The organism is Clostridium amylolyticum, from assembly GCF_900142075.1.
Taxonomy (GTDB): Bacteria; Bacillota; Clostridia; order Clostridiales; family Clostridiaceae; genus Clostridium_AA; species Clostridium_AA amylolyticum.
Window position 1 is genome coordinate 39,316 of the sequence record NZ_FQZO01000006.1, and the last position, 15,738, is coordinate 55,053.

Annotated in this window: 13 protein-coding genes; 2 read left to right on the forward strand and 11 right to left on the reverse strand. The window is 34.2% G+C overall.

The genetic code is table 11. The annotated features are described in order from the left end of the window. Positions 1-202: 202 nt before the first annotated feature. The 8 genes from BUA82_RS13585 to BUA82_RS13615 all read right to left on the reverse strand — a co-directional run bounded on the left by BUA82_RS13585 (position 203) and on the right by BUA82_RS13615 (position 12,014). Positions 203-3,376 carry a DUF3427 domain-containing protein gene (locus BUA82_RS13585; RefSeq protein WP_073009912.1) on the reverse strand — a complete coding sequence of 1,058 codons (3,174 nt, stop codon included), beginning with the start codon at positions 3,374-3,376 and terminating at the stop codon, positions 203-205. A gap of 194 nt (positions 3,377-3,570) precedes the next feature. Further along, on the reverse strand, positions 3,571-4,770 hold the full coding sequence (locus BUA82_RS13590) for an FprA family A-type flavoprotein (RefSeq protein ID WP_073009268.1): 1,200 nt from the start codon (positions 4,768-4,770) through the stop codon (positions 3,571-3,573). Positions 4,771-4,826: 56 nt separating this feature from the next. Beyond that, the gene (locus tag BUA82_RS13595; protein ID WP_073009271.1) at positions 4,827-6,734 is read right to left on the reverse strand and encodes an acyl-CoA dehydrogenase family protein; all 1,908 of its coding nucleotides are present in this window, start codon (positions 6,732-6,734) and stop codon (positions 4,827-4,829) included. Positions 6,735-7,166: 432 nt separating this feature from the next. Next, the gene (locus tag BUA82_RS13600; protein ID WP_073009274.1) at positions 7,167-8,276 is read right to left on the reverse strand and encodes a hypothetical protein; all 1,110 of its coding nucleotides are present in this window, start codon (positions 8,274-8,276) and stop codon (positions 7,167-7,169) included. 159 nt (positions 8,277-8,435) lie between these two features. Next, positions 8,436-8,570 (reverse strand): hypothetical protein, encoded by a 135-nt coding sequence (locus tag BUA82_RS21145; protein ID WP_278321589.1) that lies wholly within the window; start codon positions 8,568-8,570, stop codon positions 8,436-8,438. A 37-nt stretch (positions 8,571-8,607) separates the two neighbouring features. After that, positions 8,608-9,885 carry an FAD-dependent oxidoreductase gene (locus tag BUA82_RS13605; protein WP_073009277.1) on the reverse strand — a complete coding sequence of 426 codons (1,278 nt, stop codon included), beginning with the start codon at positions 9,883-9,885 and terminating at the stop codon, positions 8,608-8,610. Further along, on the reverse strand, positions 9,882-10,865 hold the full coding sequence (locus tag BUA82_RS13610) for a sulfide/dihydroorotate dehydrogenase-like FAD/NAD-binding protein (RefSeq protein ID WP_073009280.1): 984 nt from the start codon (positions 10,863-10,865) through the stop codon (positions 9,882-9,884). Before BUA82_RS13610 ends, BUA82_RS13605 begins: the two co-directional genes overlap by 4 nt. Before the next feature lie 108 nt (positions 10,866-10,973). Next, entirely contained in the window at positions 10,974-12,014 is a 1,041-nt protein-coding gene (locus tag BUA82_RS13615) for a D-alanyl-D-alanine carboxypeptidase family protein (RefSeq protein ID WP_073009282.1), read from the reverse strand. 92 nt (positions 12,015-12,106) lie between these two features. On the opposite strand from BUA82_RS13615, the gene BUA82_RS13620 reads away from it, so the two are divergent. Both BUA82_RS13620 and ytfJ read left to right on the forward strand, forming a co-directional pair. Beyond that, positions 12,107-12,646: a DUF2953 domain-containing protein gene (locus tag BUA82_RS13620; protein ID WP_073009286.1), complete on the forward strand. Its 540-nt coding sequence runs from the start codon at positions 12,107-12,109 to the stop codon at positions 12,644-12,646. 2 nt (positions 12,647-12,648) lie between these two features. Further along, the gene (gene ytfJ, locus BUA82_RS13625) at positions 12,649-13,026 is read left to right on the forward strand and encodes a GerW family sporulation protein (protein ID WP_073009291.1); all 378 of its coding nucleotides are present in this window, start codon (positions 12,649-12,651) and stop codon (positions 13,024-13,026) included. A gap of 14 nt (positions 13,027-13,040) precedes the next feature. Here the strand turns inward: ytfJ and scpB are convergent, their stop codons facing one another. The 3 genes from scpB to BUA82_RS13640 all read right to left on the reverse strand — a co-directional run bounded on the left by scpB (position 13,041) and on the right by BUA82_RS13640 (position 15,687). Further along, complete coding sequence (gene scpB / locus BUA82_RS13630) at positions 13,041-13,664, reverse strand: SMC-Scp complex subunit ScpB (RefSeq protein ID WP_073009294.1); 624 nt, start codon at positions 13,662-13,664, stop codon at positions 13,041-13,043. Beyond that, positions 13,657-14,394, reverse strand: coding sequence for a segregation/condensation protein A (locus tag BUA82_RS13635; protein ID WP_073009297.1), 738 nt, complete (start codon positions 14,392-14,394; stop codon positions 13,657-13,659). Before BUA82_RS13635 ends, scpB begins: the two co-directional genes overlap by 8 nt. Before the next feature lie 132 nt (positions 14,395-14,526). Continuing rightward, positions 14,527-15,687 (reverse strand): D-alanyl-D-alanine carboxypeptidase family protein, encoded by a 1,161-nt coding sequence (locus tag BUA82_RS13640; protein ID WP_073009300.1) that lies wholly within the window; start codon positions 15,685-15,687, stop codon positions 14,527-14,529. Positions 15,688-15,738: the final 51 nt, after the last annotated feature.

Sequence of the window (15,738 nt, forward strand, 5' to 3'; positions counted from 1 at the left end):
GTTTAATTATCTGTTTCTACATATTGACATAAATCAAAAACAGCAATAATACTTTATTAAGTACTATTGCTGTCTTATCTGTCCTATTGAATATACACTGCAAATATAATTTCGATATTAACTGTAACATTTGTATGTGCCCACCATTTAGTATCTTAACCTTACAAATTCCACTTAAACTCTGTCCAATATCCACCATTTGCTATACTATACTTTTATTAGCCCCTTTCATCATCCCTGCTGGAAGCTCCTCTTGTAATCGCCACACAAAGCTGATAGGCATATTTCCATTATGGCTTACATATTCTCCTTCTCCCACATAAACATAAGGAGCTGTTATCCCATCCTGCTTCTTATTTTCTCTTATAAATAGAACAATCTTATTTTTAGCTTTTATATGATTAATATATCTCTGCCCTGTTTCACTTTCCACGGAAGTCCTGCTTTGGCTTTGCCAGTGAAAGAGTTTTTCATTTATTGCATAATCCTCGTATAAAGTTGAAGGTGAATAATCCTTCTCTGATTTATTTAAAGTTATAAAGAAGGCATCTAACTTCTTTTCCTTAAAATATTTTACCCCTTCCCTGAAAGATGGCTTTTTATCCTCATTAAAATAACCAAAGGCAGCCATAATTTGATCCGTACTGTAGGAACAATGCAAGTCCAGTGGACAAACAAATCCTAAATCCAACTGCTTATCAATAAAATCGATGTGCATATAATTATATTTAAGTATCTCCAAGGCTTCTTCCATAAGCTCATTATTATTAATATAAAGAGAAGTTAATCCTTCTTCAAAAGAATCAAAGCCTAATTTTGATGGTAAATCCAAGTAAAAACTATAGTATAACATCCCTACCATTAGTTTTTCTTCTTCATTAAGATTTTTAATTTTCTCTCCTGAAGTTAATATATTTAAAGAAAATTCAATGAGTTTTCTAGAATTTATGTGAAATAAGTTTTTAAATCTCTTACATATGGTTTCTTCATCTTTATTGTGGAAATCATCTATTAATCCAGCTTCAACCTTCATTCTAGTAAAGCTTCTATCTCCATTTTTACCATAGATATCAATTAAAGTATATCCATAATGGTTCATAAAGTTGCTTAAGGTAAGGCTTTGTCCTGTATCACTTTCAAAGTGCTTAAGCTTACTTATAAGTGCAGCTTTTGTTAACTTTGCACTTTTAATATTTCTAAGGATATAATCCTTAGCCTGCTTTTCTAAGTGAATATAGCACCCCTTTGGAAGATTCAAAAAGCCATTTTCAATGTTGTATTGCACAGAATGCTTTGACTTTCCCATAAGTACCTTAAACTTTTGCTCAAAATCATAATTTTCATGTGCCTGACCCACAAAGTCTAATACCGTTAAACATTCTTTACCTTCACTAAGTCTAAGCCCTCTACCCAGCTGCTGCAAAAATATAGTTAAGCTTTCTGTAGGTCTTAAAAATAATACGGTGTTTATTTCAGGTATATCTACCCCTTCATTATAAAGATCTACGGTAAAAATAAATTTAACATCTCCGTTTACCAGCATTCTTTTAGCATTGCTTCTTTCTTCATGGCTGCTCTCACCAAGTACAGCCATGGAAGGTATACCATTTTTATTAAATTTATCAGCCATATATTTTGCGTGCTCAACACTGACACAAAATCCAAGGCCTATAACCTCCTCCATATCAGTGACATACTTATAAAGACTAGCTATAATTTGATTTACTCTAATATCATTACCGGTATAGATCTTTTCAAGTTCTTCCTTATCATAGCCTCCCCTAGTCCATTTTAACTTAGATAAGTCTGTGAGATCAGGAACTCCAAAGTATTGAAATGGGCTTAATAGCTTTCTATCAATAGCTTCCGGAAGTCTCATCTCCGCTGCAATTCTATCATCAAAATGTTCTAATACGTTTTTTCCATCCATTCTTTCCGGAGTAGCTGTAAGCCCTAACAATATTTTAGGCTTATAATAATCTAAAAGCCTTTGGTAGGAGGGTGCTTCTGCGTGATGAAACTCATCTACTATGATAAAATCATAAAAATCTTCTGTGGTCTTTTCATAGAGCTTAGTTGAATTAAAACTCTGTATGCTCATAAATAAATTATCTATAGAATCCGGAACCTTGCCTCCCACATATAAATCTCCAAAATTTCCATCCTTTAAAATGGCTCTAAAGGTATCCCTGCTTTGTTTAAGAATTTCTTCCCTATGGGCAATAAATAACAATCTGTTTTTGTGTTTTCTATGTTCCTTCACAAAATCCTTATAGTCAAAAGCCGCTATTACTGTCTTTCCTACTCCTGTAGCTGCCACTATAAGATTTTTATTTCTATGGAATAGAGTTCTTTCAGCTTTAAGCTTTTCTAATATCTCCTTTTGATAGTAGTATGGCTTTATATCAAAATTAAATATAAATTCATCTTCAGAATTCCCTTTACCTTCCTTATTTAATGAAACCTTAAGTCTTTCCTTGTGTGCTTTTTCTTCTCCATTGAAGGTTATAAATTCATCATCATTCCAATAGCTTTCAAAGGTTGCCTCAAACTTTTTTATAATATCAAAGGAAGCCTTCTCCGTTACCTTTAAGTTCCACTCAAGACCTGAGGTTAAGGCAGCATTTGATAAATTTGAAGATCCTATGTACGCTGTGGTAAAGCCTGTTTCTCTTTTAAAGAGATAAGCCTTTGCATGGAGCCTTGTTCTCTCTGTATCGTAGGATATCTTTATTGCTGTATTCTTTAATTTACTCAATTCCTCTACGGCTTTAAGATCTGTGGCTCCCATATAAGATGTGGTTATTATCCTAAGGTTGTGATTGTCATGGTCAGTAAACTCTCTAAGCTCATCAATAATGCATCTCAGTCCGCTCCACTTTACAAAGGACACAAGCATGTCTATTGAGTCTGAGCAAAGTATCTCTTTCTTCAATTCGCTCATCATATTTGGCTCCTGTGATGAACCGGTAAAAAGGGAGCTTTGAGAAAGAGGGGTTACTGGCCTTGTGGACTTCTTTTCTTTTACTGCCCTAGAATTATTTATCTTAGAATATAAAGCCCGGAGCATCTCCCCTTCTTCATCAATTTTAAACCCTTCAATATTTCTTTCCACCGCAAGCTTACCTAGGCTATTTATAAGTTCATTGCAGGCTTTTATCTGTGAAAGCAGAGCCTCCTTATCATTTTGCTTGTTATCTTCTCTTATAAATCTTAAAGCCTTTTTTACTACTGAAGATATATAAGCTGACAAAATTGTCTTTGCTTCTTCCACATCCAAATTTTCTTTTTCAATTAAGTATTTATCTAAATTTAATTCTTTCAATCTCTCTTTTAATTCCTTATTAATAAGCTGCTCATATACCCCTTCTCTAATCACTTGTTCATACACTCCCATCCTACCCTATGTCTTTATATATAATATTTTACCATAGGCACATTAAATATCATAAGCTTTGAAAATTTCAAATTTTAAATTATCAGTGGCTTTCTATTATCCATTAGTATAACAAAAGAACCCCCTCAAGAATATCATCCCCAAGGAGGTCCTAAACTTATCATTTTATTAAATTACTTCATTGACTCTATAATGCTGTCTGCAAGACCAGCTAGGGAGTCTCCGTCTTCTTCTCTCATAGAGGAGTTTATGGATATCTCTGGATCTAAGATATTCATATCCTTCATTTGTCCTAAAAGTTCACGCATTAACTTGCCGGACTGTGGAGCCCAGGATCCGTTTTCTAGTAGGGCTACAGTACGTTTTTGTAGGTTCAATGCTTTCATATCTACTAGATAGTCGTGCATTGGTGGGAATATGTTTAAGTTGTAAGTTACGCTGGCAAGTACTAGGTGGCTGTATTTGAAGGTTTCTGAGATCAAGTAGGATACATGAGTCTTGGAAACGTCATATACTGCTACGTTGGTCATGCCTTTTTCCACTAATTGTGTTGCTAAATAGTTAGCAGCAGTCTCAGTGTTGCCATACATGGAAGCGTAAACTATAAGTACACCCTTTTCCTCTGGCTCATATGTACTCCATTTTTGATATTTGTCTATGAAGTATCCTAAGTTATTACGCCATACTGGTCCATGTAATGGGCAGATATATTTAATATCCAAACCGCCAGCCTTTTTAAGTAAAGACTGTACATGAGGGCCATATTTACCTACTATGTTTGTATAATATCTTCTTGCTTCCTCTAACCAACCACGGTCAAAGTCCATTTCATCATTAAATAGTTTACCACCTAATGCTCCAAAAGTTCCGAAGGCATCAGCAGCAAATAATACACCGTCAGTGGTATCAAAAGTTACCATAACCTCTGGCCAGTGCACCATAGGAGCAGTTACGTATACCACGTTATGTTTTCCAAAGGACATGGTATCTCCTTCTTTAACCACTACAGCTCTGCCATCTATATTAAATCCGAACTGCTGCATAAATAATACAGCTTTTTCAGTACATACTACCTTAACCTCTGGATATCTAATTAAAATCTCTTCAATACTCGCTGCATGGTCTGGTTCCACATGATTTATAACCATATAATCTAAAGGTCTATCTCCTAATACACCTTTAATATTATCTAAAAACTGACGGCATATAGACCAGTCTACAGTATCAAAAAGTACAGTTTTCTCATCCACTAATAAATAGGAGTTATAAGAAACACCTTTTGGAATAGGATGAATGTTTTCAAATAGTGCTAAACGATTATCGTTGCCACCAACCCAATAAAGATCATCTGTAATTTTTCTAACGCAATGCATGGATTTTATCCTCCTTTATCAAAAGCTGAATATTAATGTTCACTTTATTATACCAGTTATGCCTCTATAAATATAGCTTTTTCTTCACCGCAAGCAGGGCATGTCCACTCTTCTGGCACCTTATCAAAGAGTGTACCAGGAGCGATTTCTCCTTCAGCATCACCCACGCCAGGATCATATTCGTAACCACAACCTCCACACACATAGTGCTTCCATGTTGGTGCTACTTTCTGAGGAGCTGCCTTCTTCATTTTCTTCATTGGTGGAGCATCTTTCTTTGCTTCTCCATTATCTAAGGCTGCAGTAAGAAGAGGTAAAATTTCTTCCAAATCTCCAACTATACCATAGTCTGCATTCTTGAAAATCTTGGCATTAGCATTATTATTTATAGCCACAATGGTAGTAGCATCCTTTATACCTTTTAAATGTTGACCTGCTCCAGAAATACCACAGGCAAAATAAAGATTTCCATTAAACTTTTGTCCTGACATACCAACATATCTATTTAGTGGTACATATTTTAAAGTTTCAGCTACAGGACGTGAAGAACCTATGGCTGCACCAGCTTGTACTGCCAAGTCTTCTATTAGGTGCATATTTTCTTTCTTACCTATACCCATTCCTGCACTAACCACTCTATCTGCCTTACTGATAGGTGTATCTAAAGGAATTCCCACAGTAAAGTCATATCCATCTTCTTTAAGAGCTTTTACAAGTTCATCAACTTTTTCTTTAGCGCTGCCTTTCTTAAATATCATCTTTTTACGATATCCGGTAGCTGGTCCTTGTGGAGCAGCCTTTGCTGCGCTTTGACTCTTTGGCATCTTGCCTATTATGTGAGCTGAAATAACTAAACGTTGAATTTCGTTAGTTCCTTCGTATATAGTACAAATCTTAGCATCTCTATAAGCACGTTCTACTTCCATACCCTTTAGATATCCGCTTCCTCCAAAGATTTGAAGAGCATCATTTACAATCTCAAGACAAACGTCAGAAGCATATTGTTTTGCCATAGCTGCTTCCATGCTATAATTTTCATGGTGTTCCTTAAGCTCTGCTGCGCTATAAACTAAGAATCTAGCTGCTCTAAGCTTTGTAGCCATATCAGCTAACTTAAAGGCTATAACTTGATTTTGGCAGATAGGCTTTCCAAATTGAACTCTTTCCTTTGAATAGGCTAGAGCATTTTCATAAGCTCCTTGAGCTATACCTAGGGCTTGGGCTGCAATACCTATACGGCCTCCGTCTAGGGTAGCCATAGCTATTTTGAAGCCTTCCCCTTCTTTACCTAAAAGATTTTCCTTTGGAACTTTAACTTCGTTGAAGATAAGTTCTGCAGTGGCAGAGGAACGAATACCCATCTTATCATAATGCTTTCCAAAGGTGAAACCTTCCCAGCCCTTTTCTACTATAAAGGCACTGATTCCACGAGTTCCAATGTTTGGTGTAGTAACAGCAAAGATAACATATATATCAGCTTCACCACCATTAGTGATGAAAATCTTCTCTCCATTTAATATATAATGGTCACCTTCTAATACCGCAGTAGTCTCTGTACCACCAGCGTCGCTGCCTGCATTTTCCTCTGTAAGACCAAAGGCTCCTATTTTTTCTCCTTTAGCTAGTGGAACCAAGTATTTTTTCTTCTGCTTTTCAGTTCCAAAAGCAGATATAGGATATGCACCTAGAGAGGTATGGGCGGAAAGAATTACTCCTGTTCCTCCATCTACTCTTGATAATTCTTCTACAGCTATAGCATAGCTGATTACATCTGCACCAGCTCCACCGTATTCTTTCCCATAGGGAAGCCCCATTATGTCCAATTTACCTAATTTATGAATGGCTTCTGTTGGGAACTTATTTTCCTGATCCAACATAAATGCTATAGGCTTAATTTCCTCTTCAGCAAACTGTCTGACCTTCATTCTTAAATTTTCATGTTGCTCAGTAGTCTTAAAAAACATATTCCTGCCTCCTCCTGTAATACGTTTACACTAATATCCTACCGTGAAATATATAGACAAAAATAATAAGGTTAAGAGTCGCTAGCAAAACCTCTTAACCTTATAGAACTTCTAGTGACTTTTCTATTATGTAAAAATTTAATATACTTCACAGTATTATCATATTTAAAACTTTTTCTTTAAATGTATACCTTTATTATCTACTTTTATTATATTCCTTAAAATTTTACAATGCAAACCTATTTCCAGCCAATTTCCCCCAATATCTCTCATAAAAGGGTAAATATATCCTTTAATAACTATTTCATTGCTTGTACATCTTTTTTTAGCTGTTTCTTTGCATATTCTTGCATTACCTTTTTATTTCTTCCAATGGTATTTACAGGATATACTTCTTACAGGCTATTTATAAATTAGTTAAGACAGAGACCATCACTTAGTTACATAAGCCATATACGTATACATATTAACTCCATTATGTTTACCAAAATAACCTCCAGAAACTGCACATGATTTATCTGGAAAATCTTTTTTCATCAACTCTATTAATTGTTTAGAATATTTTGTACTTTTACTATTATCCAAATAATTGCTAGAATCTAAAATAATATTCCATGTTTTATTATAGTTATCAAAGAAAGGGGTAAATGGCTCTTTAGACTGAATATTTATACCATGTCTACTCCACCAAGCCTCTTTCTCTTCAGTAAGCTCATATCTCTTGCTAGGTGAAGTCGGTTTAGTAGGTGTAGTTGGTTTAGTGTTAGGTGTTTCAGTAGGCTTTGATGCTGGTGTACTAGGCTTAGAACTAGTGCCGCTTGTACTTCCTGAGCTTGTCCCTTTACTAGATTGAGAACTAGTGTTGTTTGCACTTCCCGAACTTGTCCCTTTACTAGGTTGTGATGTTTTATTTGATGAGTTTCCACTAGCTATATCTTTTTCAGCTGTGCCTTCTTCAACGTTCTCTTTTTCTGCTATCTCCTTTTGTACTAATGCCAAGGATGTCATTGTTTCATCTATAACTTTTTGTGCATCTGTAAACTTATTTTCAGATATATGAGTGTTACAAGATTTTTTAGTGTCTTCAACTTTAGCTTCCCACTCTTTAGGCAGTTTGTTAAAATCTATTTCATCTAATTGTTTTAGATTCTTTTCTATCAACTCTCTATTATATTTAACTAAAGTTTCTATTTGTTTATCTGCTTCCTGTTTTATTTCTTCATATTTACCAAAATCTTTATTCTGTATGGCAGAATCTAACTGAACTATAAAATCCTCTAAACTCTTCTTTGCGTCACATCCTAAAGAGTTCTTTACATAAGGCTCCAAGGTTTGTGCATATTCTTCAATAGTCTTAATTTTCTTTCCTAATACTTGTTGTTCTTCTAATTCAAGCTTAGCAATATTTTTTTGCTTATAGTTATTATATATAGTAACACCACCTACAATACCGGTTCCCACAATAATAACGCTAATACCTCCTATTAATACTCTTGCTTTTGAGCTCGTTTTAATTAGCTTTAATAAATTACTTATTCTCAATTAATACATCCCCTTTTATGTGAAAAATTAAACACCTACACTATAATATCATGTTTGTAACATTATGTAAAATTATGCGATAGTTGCCTGATAACAAAAAAAGGAGCTGACACCCATGAACTAATATAGTCCATTAAGCATCAGCTCCTTTTATTCTAACTATCTACAGAAAAGCAATAGCAGCCATATCAAAGATGAATCATTACATCCAGAACCAAAACCAGAACCAAAGCCATTGCCACAACTGTTGTTACAGCAGCAATCACGTCTTCTTCTGCAGCATCTTCTTGACATTATAGTATCCCCCTTTCTCTTCTTATGTTAAAGTTGCTTATATTAAGGGTTGAGCTAAGATATCATTTAGATTTAATTTTTTCACTCTATTTTTTATTTCCTCTACATCAGTACTATATAATCCTAATTTATTCATTCTCTCAAAGTATTCTGCCCCTGCAAAGGTGTATCTGTTTTTCCTTCCTTTTCTGGTGAGAAGTTTATGATTAGCATAGGATATAATATCTCCTATGGCAGTGCTGCTAGGCAGTATAAGCAGTGGTATGCCTAGATGATATCTTACTGCATTATGACCTGCTAAGGCACCAGTGCACATAGCTTCAGTATGCCCTACAAAAAGCCCGGATTTTTCTCCTGCGCAAAACATGTTGTCTATGCCTTTAATCTTCATATCGTCAGTTCTTGGAGCCATGGAAAGGTATCTAACGGAGTTTCCTTTGCCTCCTGCATAGGGGTCTATATATTTTGCTTTTTCTAGTCCTTTTATTTTTCTTAATTTCTCTAAGAGGTAGTAGGTGGTCATTAGCTTGGCACTACCTGTATCTAACAAAATTATATTTTCAGCAAATTCTTTTAAGGCATATTGCTGACACACCTTAGATTTTAGCTTTTCTAAATTTACATCCTCAGGTGGTATATCTATAATCATAACTCCGTCTTTATTCAGCTTTTCTCTAACCTCTTCAGAAAGGCTTTCTTTATCTAATTTGCAGGATCCGCTAAAGGCTCCTAGGGAACCATCTTCTCTTTCCCCTTGAAAATCCTCTATACCTGCTCTGGCGCTTAAGCTTACCCTGGGACCAAAGGCTGGACATCTTAAAATGCACATGGCACAGCCGTTGCCGTACTTTAAGCAATTTCCCATGGGTCCTGTGGAGCCTGTGGTCTCTATAAACACATCCCCTTCTACAAACTCTTCATTTTCTATGAATATTCCCTTTATTTTGCGGTTTTCTATGGAAACATCCGTAACTCTAGCTATTAAGTGAATATTGATGCCTAAATCCTCTAAATGCTTTTTTACCGCAGGTTCTATTTCATTTACATCATAGAGCCATGCATGTTTATGGCCAGGAAAACTGATGTTTTTATGCCTGCTTAAAGCATCTGTAATATTTATTAAATCTCCGGCTCCCATTTCAATTAGTTCTTCTGCCGCAGTAAACCTACCGTTATTTCTCATAATTCCGCCTACATTACCTAAGCCTAAAAGAAGATCTGTCCTTTCATAGATATGCACCTCAGCCCCAGCTTTTCTAGCTGATATTGCTGCTGCGCATCCTGCCCAACCTCCACCTATAATAATCACTTTCATATAAGTCTTCTCCCCTCAAATAAATTACTAGGCTCACACTGAACCTTGCATAGCCTTTTAACTATATGACCGCTGTATCTGCTGCTGCAGCTTCCGCATACTCCCTCACCGCAACACATTTTAGCGTTATTACAACAAGATAATTTAATGCTATCTTGAAACTTTTTTGTGATCTTATAGGATAATATGTCTGCCGCTGAGCAGTGAAGCAATTTAAATTCTTTATTCTTAATAAGATCCTCTACATAATTTATAAACTCTTCTGTAAGCTCACCTTTCTCTAGCATTTCAATATCATGAATTTCAATATTATATTTCTTAAGATATTCTTCTGATATAAAACTATTAAAAGGTGTCTTATCCAGTAATAAAACTACTTGGTTATTATTAGCTATTAATTTGTCTATTACCGGTACCATAGGAGCCGCTCCTATGCCCCTAGCTGCAATGATGGCTTTGGAGTTTTTTAAAGTATATATATTCTTCAACCCAAATATTCCATTCCAAAAGGGTCCTCTTACAAGGATTTTTTCTCCCTTTCCTAGAGCTAGGATGTTTTTAGTTTTAATCCCTCTTATTTCGATAGCTACTGTGATTATATTTTCATCTAAGTCTACATGCATTATGGATATGGGAGTATCATAAAATTGCATGGTATTTGGCTTTCTTATAAAAATATAGCTTCCTGGGTAGGATAAATCTTGAGCTAATTTTCTAGGAACCTTTATTTTTAGTTTAAGCACCTCTTCCTCTAGCATAATCCTATCCTCTATTTGAGCATTATAAGACTTTCTTTGAGCTTTAGGATTACTTCCATTAGATGAATACTCCTGTAAAATGCATGTACCTTTCCAGTTAATACAATCACAAAAGGATTTTCCTGATAATTGAGAACATATAATACATTCATTGGCTGCTGCAAGATGGCATGGGCAAAACTCTGTGCCTGCATCTATACAGTCTCGCACTTCATATTTCAATTTATAACCACCCCTCTGATGGATATGATGTTTACTGCTTAATAATAGGGTATTTTAAATATTTTATTTTGTTACACATAAAATAAAAAAGCTCTTAATAAGAGCTTTTTAAGGTAAATCTATAACTTTTAAGGTTTCAGAATAAAGGCATATATCCCCTTGGATAAAATCTACTTTACCTAGAGGCAGGTTTATATCAAATTTTTTCACAGGTATATTATTAACACTAATTTTCACCTCTATATCACTGCCTTTTTTAATGGGTAAAATTATATCTTTATCAAAGCCTAAATTATATACCTTATTGCCTACTTTTATATCTTTTACCACTTCTCCTTTAGTAAAGAATTTTTTGTATTCATATTCTTCATTGATGTGCTTATAAATCTTCATGGTTTCATCAAATCTATTATTACTGTTTAAAGTAACTATTATGGTTTCTCTATCTCCTTGTTTAAAAGAACTCACCAAGCACTTTCCAGCTTTCCCAGTATATCCTGTTTTAACACCGTCTGCATCCTCGCTCCTCCAAAGGATCTTATTTATATTGTGATAATCCCTGGTAAAACCCATCTCTTCTTTTTTAACATCCTTAGCGGAAGCTATTTTATTAAATTCAGGGATTTCTTTGGCTTTTATAGTGGCTAATGCTAAATCATAGGAGGTGGAGAAATGGTTATCTCTATCTAAGCCATGAGGGGTTTCAAAAGAGGTATTTAAAAGCCCTATCTCTTTACCATATTCGTTCATAAGCTTTGCAAAGTTTTCCACACTGCCGCTGATGCCTTCTGCCAGGGTTATGGCAGCATCATTTCCAGACCTCATCATAAGTCCGTAGGTAAGCTCTCTTACGGTGATTTCCTCGGACACCCTATAGCCCACCTTAGAGCCTTTAATGGATGCGGCATTTTTGCTCACTTTAAACTTCTCCTCTAAATCACTGTAATTTAACGCTACTAAGGCTGTAACAATTTTAGTGGTACTAGCCATGGGTACCAGCATGTGAGGATTTTTTTCATATAAAACCATTTTAGTCTTACCGTCTATGGCTATAGCTGACACGGCATTGGCATTAAGGGGTGCCGCAGGAATGATTTTCATAGTGAATAAAATAAACATTAGCGTGGTAATTACTATTTTTCTTTTCATAAAGTCACCTCATCTTAAGAAAATATAATTCATTAGAATATTAAAGGATTATTATGGTTATAATATCAATGTTGTGGTTAAGGAGGAATTATATGACTATCTTTGCTATTATTATTTTTTTCATATTAGTAATTTTATTTATTCCTCTAAAGATAAGAATAACCTTATCTTTTGATAAATGCTCCGGCCTACAAATATTTATCTACAACTACAATGTTAAAACCAGTAAAATATATAAAAATTTAACCTCCAAAAAGAAAAAGACAAAAAAAGCAAAAGAGCCTAAAAAGAATATAAATCTAAACACCTTATGGCTGTTATTAAAAAAATTAGATAATAATTCTTATAAATCTAAGCTATATCTAAATTCAAATATAGATTTTCAGGTGGAAGATGCAGCATATACAGCTATGATTTATGGTATTTCCAATGCTTTAATCCCTTTTATAGAAAGATTCATAAATGTATTTTTCTCTATATCCTCATTTAAAATACATGTAAACCCTTTGTTTAAAAATGAGAACTCAGTAAGCTTTAATATTAAAAGTATAATTAAGGTTAATTTAGCTAAACTTATATATATGGCTATTATTATCTATAAATATGGAGGTGAAGCTCTTAAAAGAGCATAAGTATGGGAGAAAATCATCCAATAGAAAAATTAATGAAAAGTACCCTAGAGAGCATGAAAGAAATCATCGATGTTAACACTATAGTAGGAGAAGCTATTGAATGTAAAGATGGAAGCACCATAGTACCTATATCCAAGGTATCTTTTGGTTTTGCTTCTGGAGGCAGCGAGTTTTCTAACAAAGATTGTGACATGGAAGATAAGGATTTTCCTTTTGGCGGAGGTTCTGGTGCTGGAATAACCATAAGACCTGTAGCATTTTTAGTGATAAAAGATGATAGTATAAGGTTATTTCCAGTAGATCAAGCAAACACCTATGATAGAATCGTAGATAGCATTCCTCAAATTATGGATATGTTCAAAAATAAAGTTACCCCATAGAAAAAATCCTATAGTTATTCTATAGGATTTTCTTCATCATTATTTATTCCACTTATGGCAACTTCCTTATTACCCTCTTCCCTTAATAAACTTTCTAAAGGAGGAAGTCCATTAATACTATCTAGTCCAAACTGTCTTAAAAACTCCTCCGTAGTAATATATAAAATTGGTCTTCCAGGCACTTCAAGACGACCTCTTTCTTTAATAAGACCTTTTTCCATAAGATTTTGCACGGCGCTGTCGCTTTTTACTCCCCTTATTTCATCTATATCTATCCTTGTTATAGGCTGCTTATAAGCTATTATAGACAAGGTTTCTAAAGAAGCTTGAGAAAGGTATTGTCTAGTGCTTGTCTTTAATAATTCCTGTATATAATCGCTATTTTGAGGTTTTGTAACTAACTGATAGTTATTATTTATATTAATAAGCTTAATACCCCTTTTTGAACTTTCATATTCTTCAGATAAAGCATTTAAAAGTTCCTTTGCATATTGAGGAGAACACTGTAATATAGAATGTATTTCTTTAAGAGACAAGGGTTCACCGCTTACAAATAATAAGGATTCAATTATAGACATAAAGTTTTCTTTATTGGAAACCTCTTGAAATTCATATTGTTCAAAGTTAAAATTATTCATCGATGGCTATCCTTTCAATCAATATCTTATTAAAATTTGTTTCTTGGGTAACTAATATCTCTCTTTGTTTAATAAGTTCTAATAGTGCTAAAAAGGTTACTACCACTTCTAATTTACAACTGCAGCTATTCATTAACACATGAAAATCCACTATTTTCTTGTCTCTAGTAAAAGCTTTTATCTCATTTACCTTATCTTCAATCTTATAAAGGTCTACAGCTATTTTATCACTAATTAAATCATCTTTATTTTGTTTACTATTATACTTTTCTAATAAACTCATATAAAGATTATATAAATCCAGCATGGTTATATTAATAAGAAAATCTTTATGCTCCTTCCTATCTTCAATAACCTCTGGTTTCTTTGTAAAAACCGTACCTGAATATTGTTTTATACCCTTTAAATATTCTGCAGCAGCTTTTATCTTTTTGTATTCCATAAGACGCTTTTTTAATAATACTCCTGGATCTTCTTCCTCTTCTTCCTCTTTTACTATCTTAGGCAACAGCTCTCTGGATTTAATTTCAATCAAAGTGGCAGCAATAACTATAAATTCTGAGGTAATTTCTAAATCCAGCTCTTTCATTTCATCTAAATAAGCTAAGTACTGTCCAGTTATTTCCGATATATTAATCTCGTAAATTTCCATTTCATTTTTTTGTATTAAATGTAATAACAGATCAAAAGGCCCTTGAAAGTTATTAATTTTAAAATTTAATTGAGTCATTTAATCACCTAATTTCTTTTACTCACACTTAATAATATCAGTTTATTTTTTTATTATCAATAAAAAAGGTGTCAGGCACGTGACAAGTGGAATGAAACTCTCCACTTGTCACGTGCCTGGCACACTAGCACCCTAAATTCCCCCCTTAAATAGTCCTTTTAGATTATCCTTCATGTTATTTAAAATGCCTGATTTCTTTACGTCTCTATCGCAGTAGATATCTACGGTGCCTACTTTAACGTCTTTTAAAAAGAATTCGCAATAACCTATTACATCACCTTTTTTATAGGATTTTTGCTCATTGGTTATAACTATTTTTTTAGTGATAGATTTTTCATCCCCTCTATCAATGGTTATGGATAGGTCTTCCTTAGCCTTTGCCATGAAAAATTTATCCCCTTGCTTATTTAACACTATTTTTTCCACATCTTCATCCTTAGATAGCACTTTTTTGCTTTCAAATTTGGAAAATCCAAAATTCATAAGCATGCTGGCATCCCTATTTCTTATTTTATAGGTAGGAGCTCCCATTATAACGGTTAAAACTCTTACACCATCCCTTACTGCTGTAGCGGATATACAGTATTTTGCCTCGTCGGTAAATCCTGTTTTTAATCCATCACACCCTTTAAAAAATCTTACCAGCTTATTATGATTAACTAATCCTATAGGGCTTTTTCTTCCTTCAGAAATAGTTTCCATATATGTACCTGTATATTTTAGTACTTGTGTATGCTTTAATAACTCTTTTGACATTAAGGCTATGTCATAAGCTGTACTTAAATGCCCTTCACTAGGGAGTCCAGTGCTGTTTTTAAAGGTGGTATTTTTCATACCTAGCTCTTGAGCTCTGTCATTCATTAGTTTTACAAAGGCATCTTCAGTTCCAGCTAAGTATTCTGCCATAGCTACTGCAGCGTCATTCCCTGAGGCAATGGCGATACCTTTTAATATTTCTTCTACTGTTCTTATCTCTCCAGTATCTAGGAGCATAGTACTTCCACCCATTTTTTTGGCATTCTCACTGGCTGTGACTTTATCTGTTAATTTTATTTTGCCGCTGTCTACTGCTTCCATGGCCAGGAGCATCGTCATTATTTTAGTTACAGATGCAGGCGCAAACTTTTCATGAGGATTTTTTTCAAAAACTATTTTACCGCTGCCCGCTTCCATTAATATAGCAGATTTTGCCTCTACATTAATATTCTCTCCCTGCACCTTAGCCTGGGTGGCTATTAATGGGGTTAATAAAAAAGCTATCATGAGACTTGACAAAAATTTCTTAATTTTCATAGTAAAATTCCTCCCTTCCCATGTATTTTTACCAATAAAAAATTTTTTATC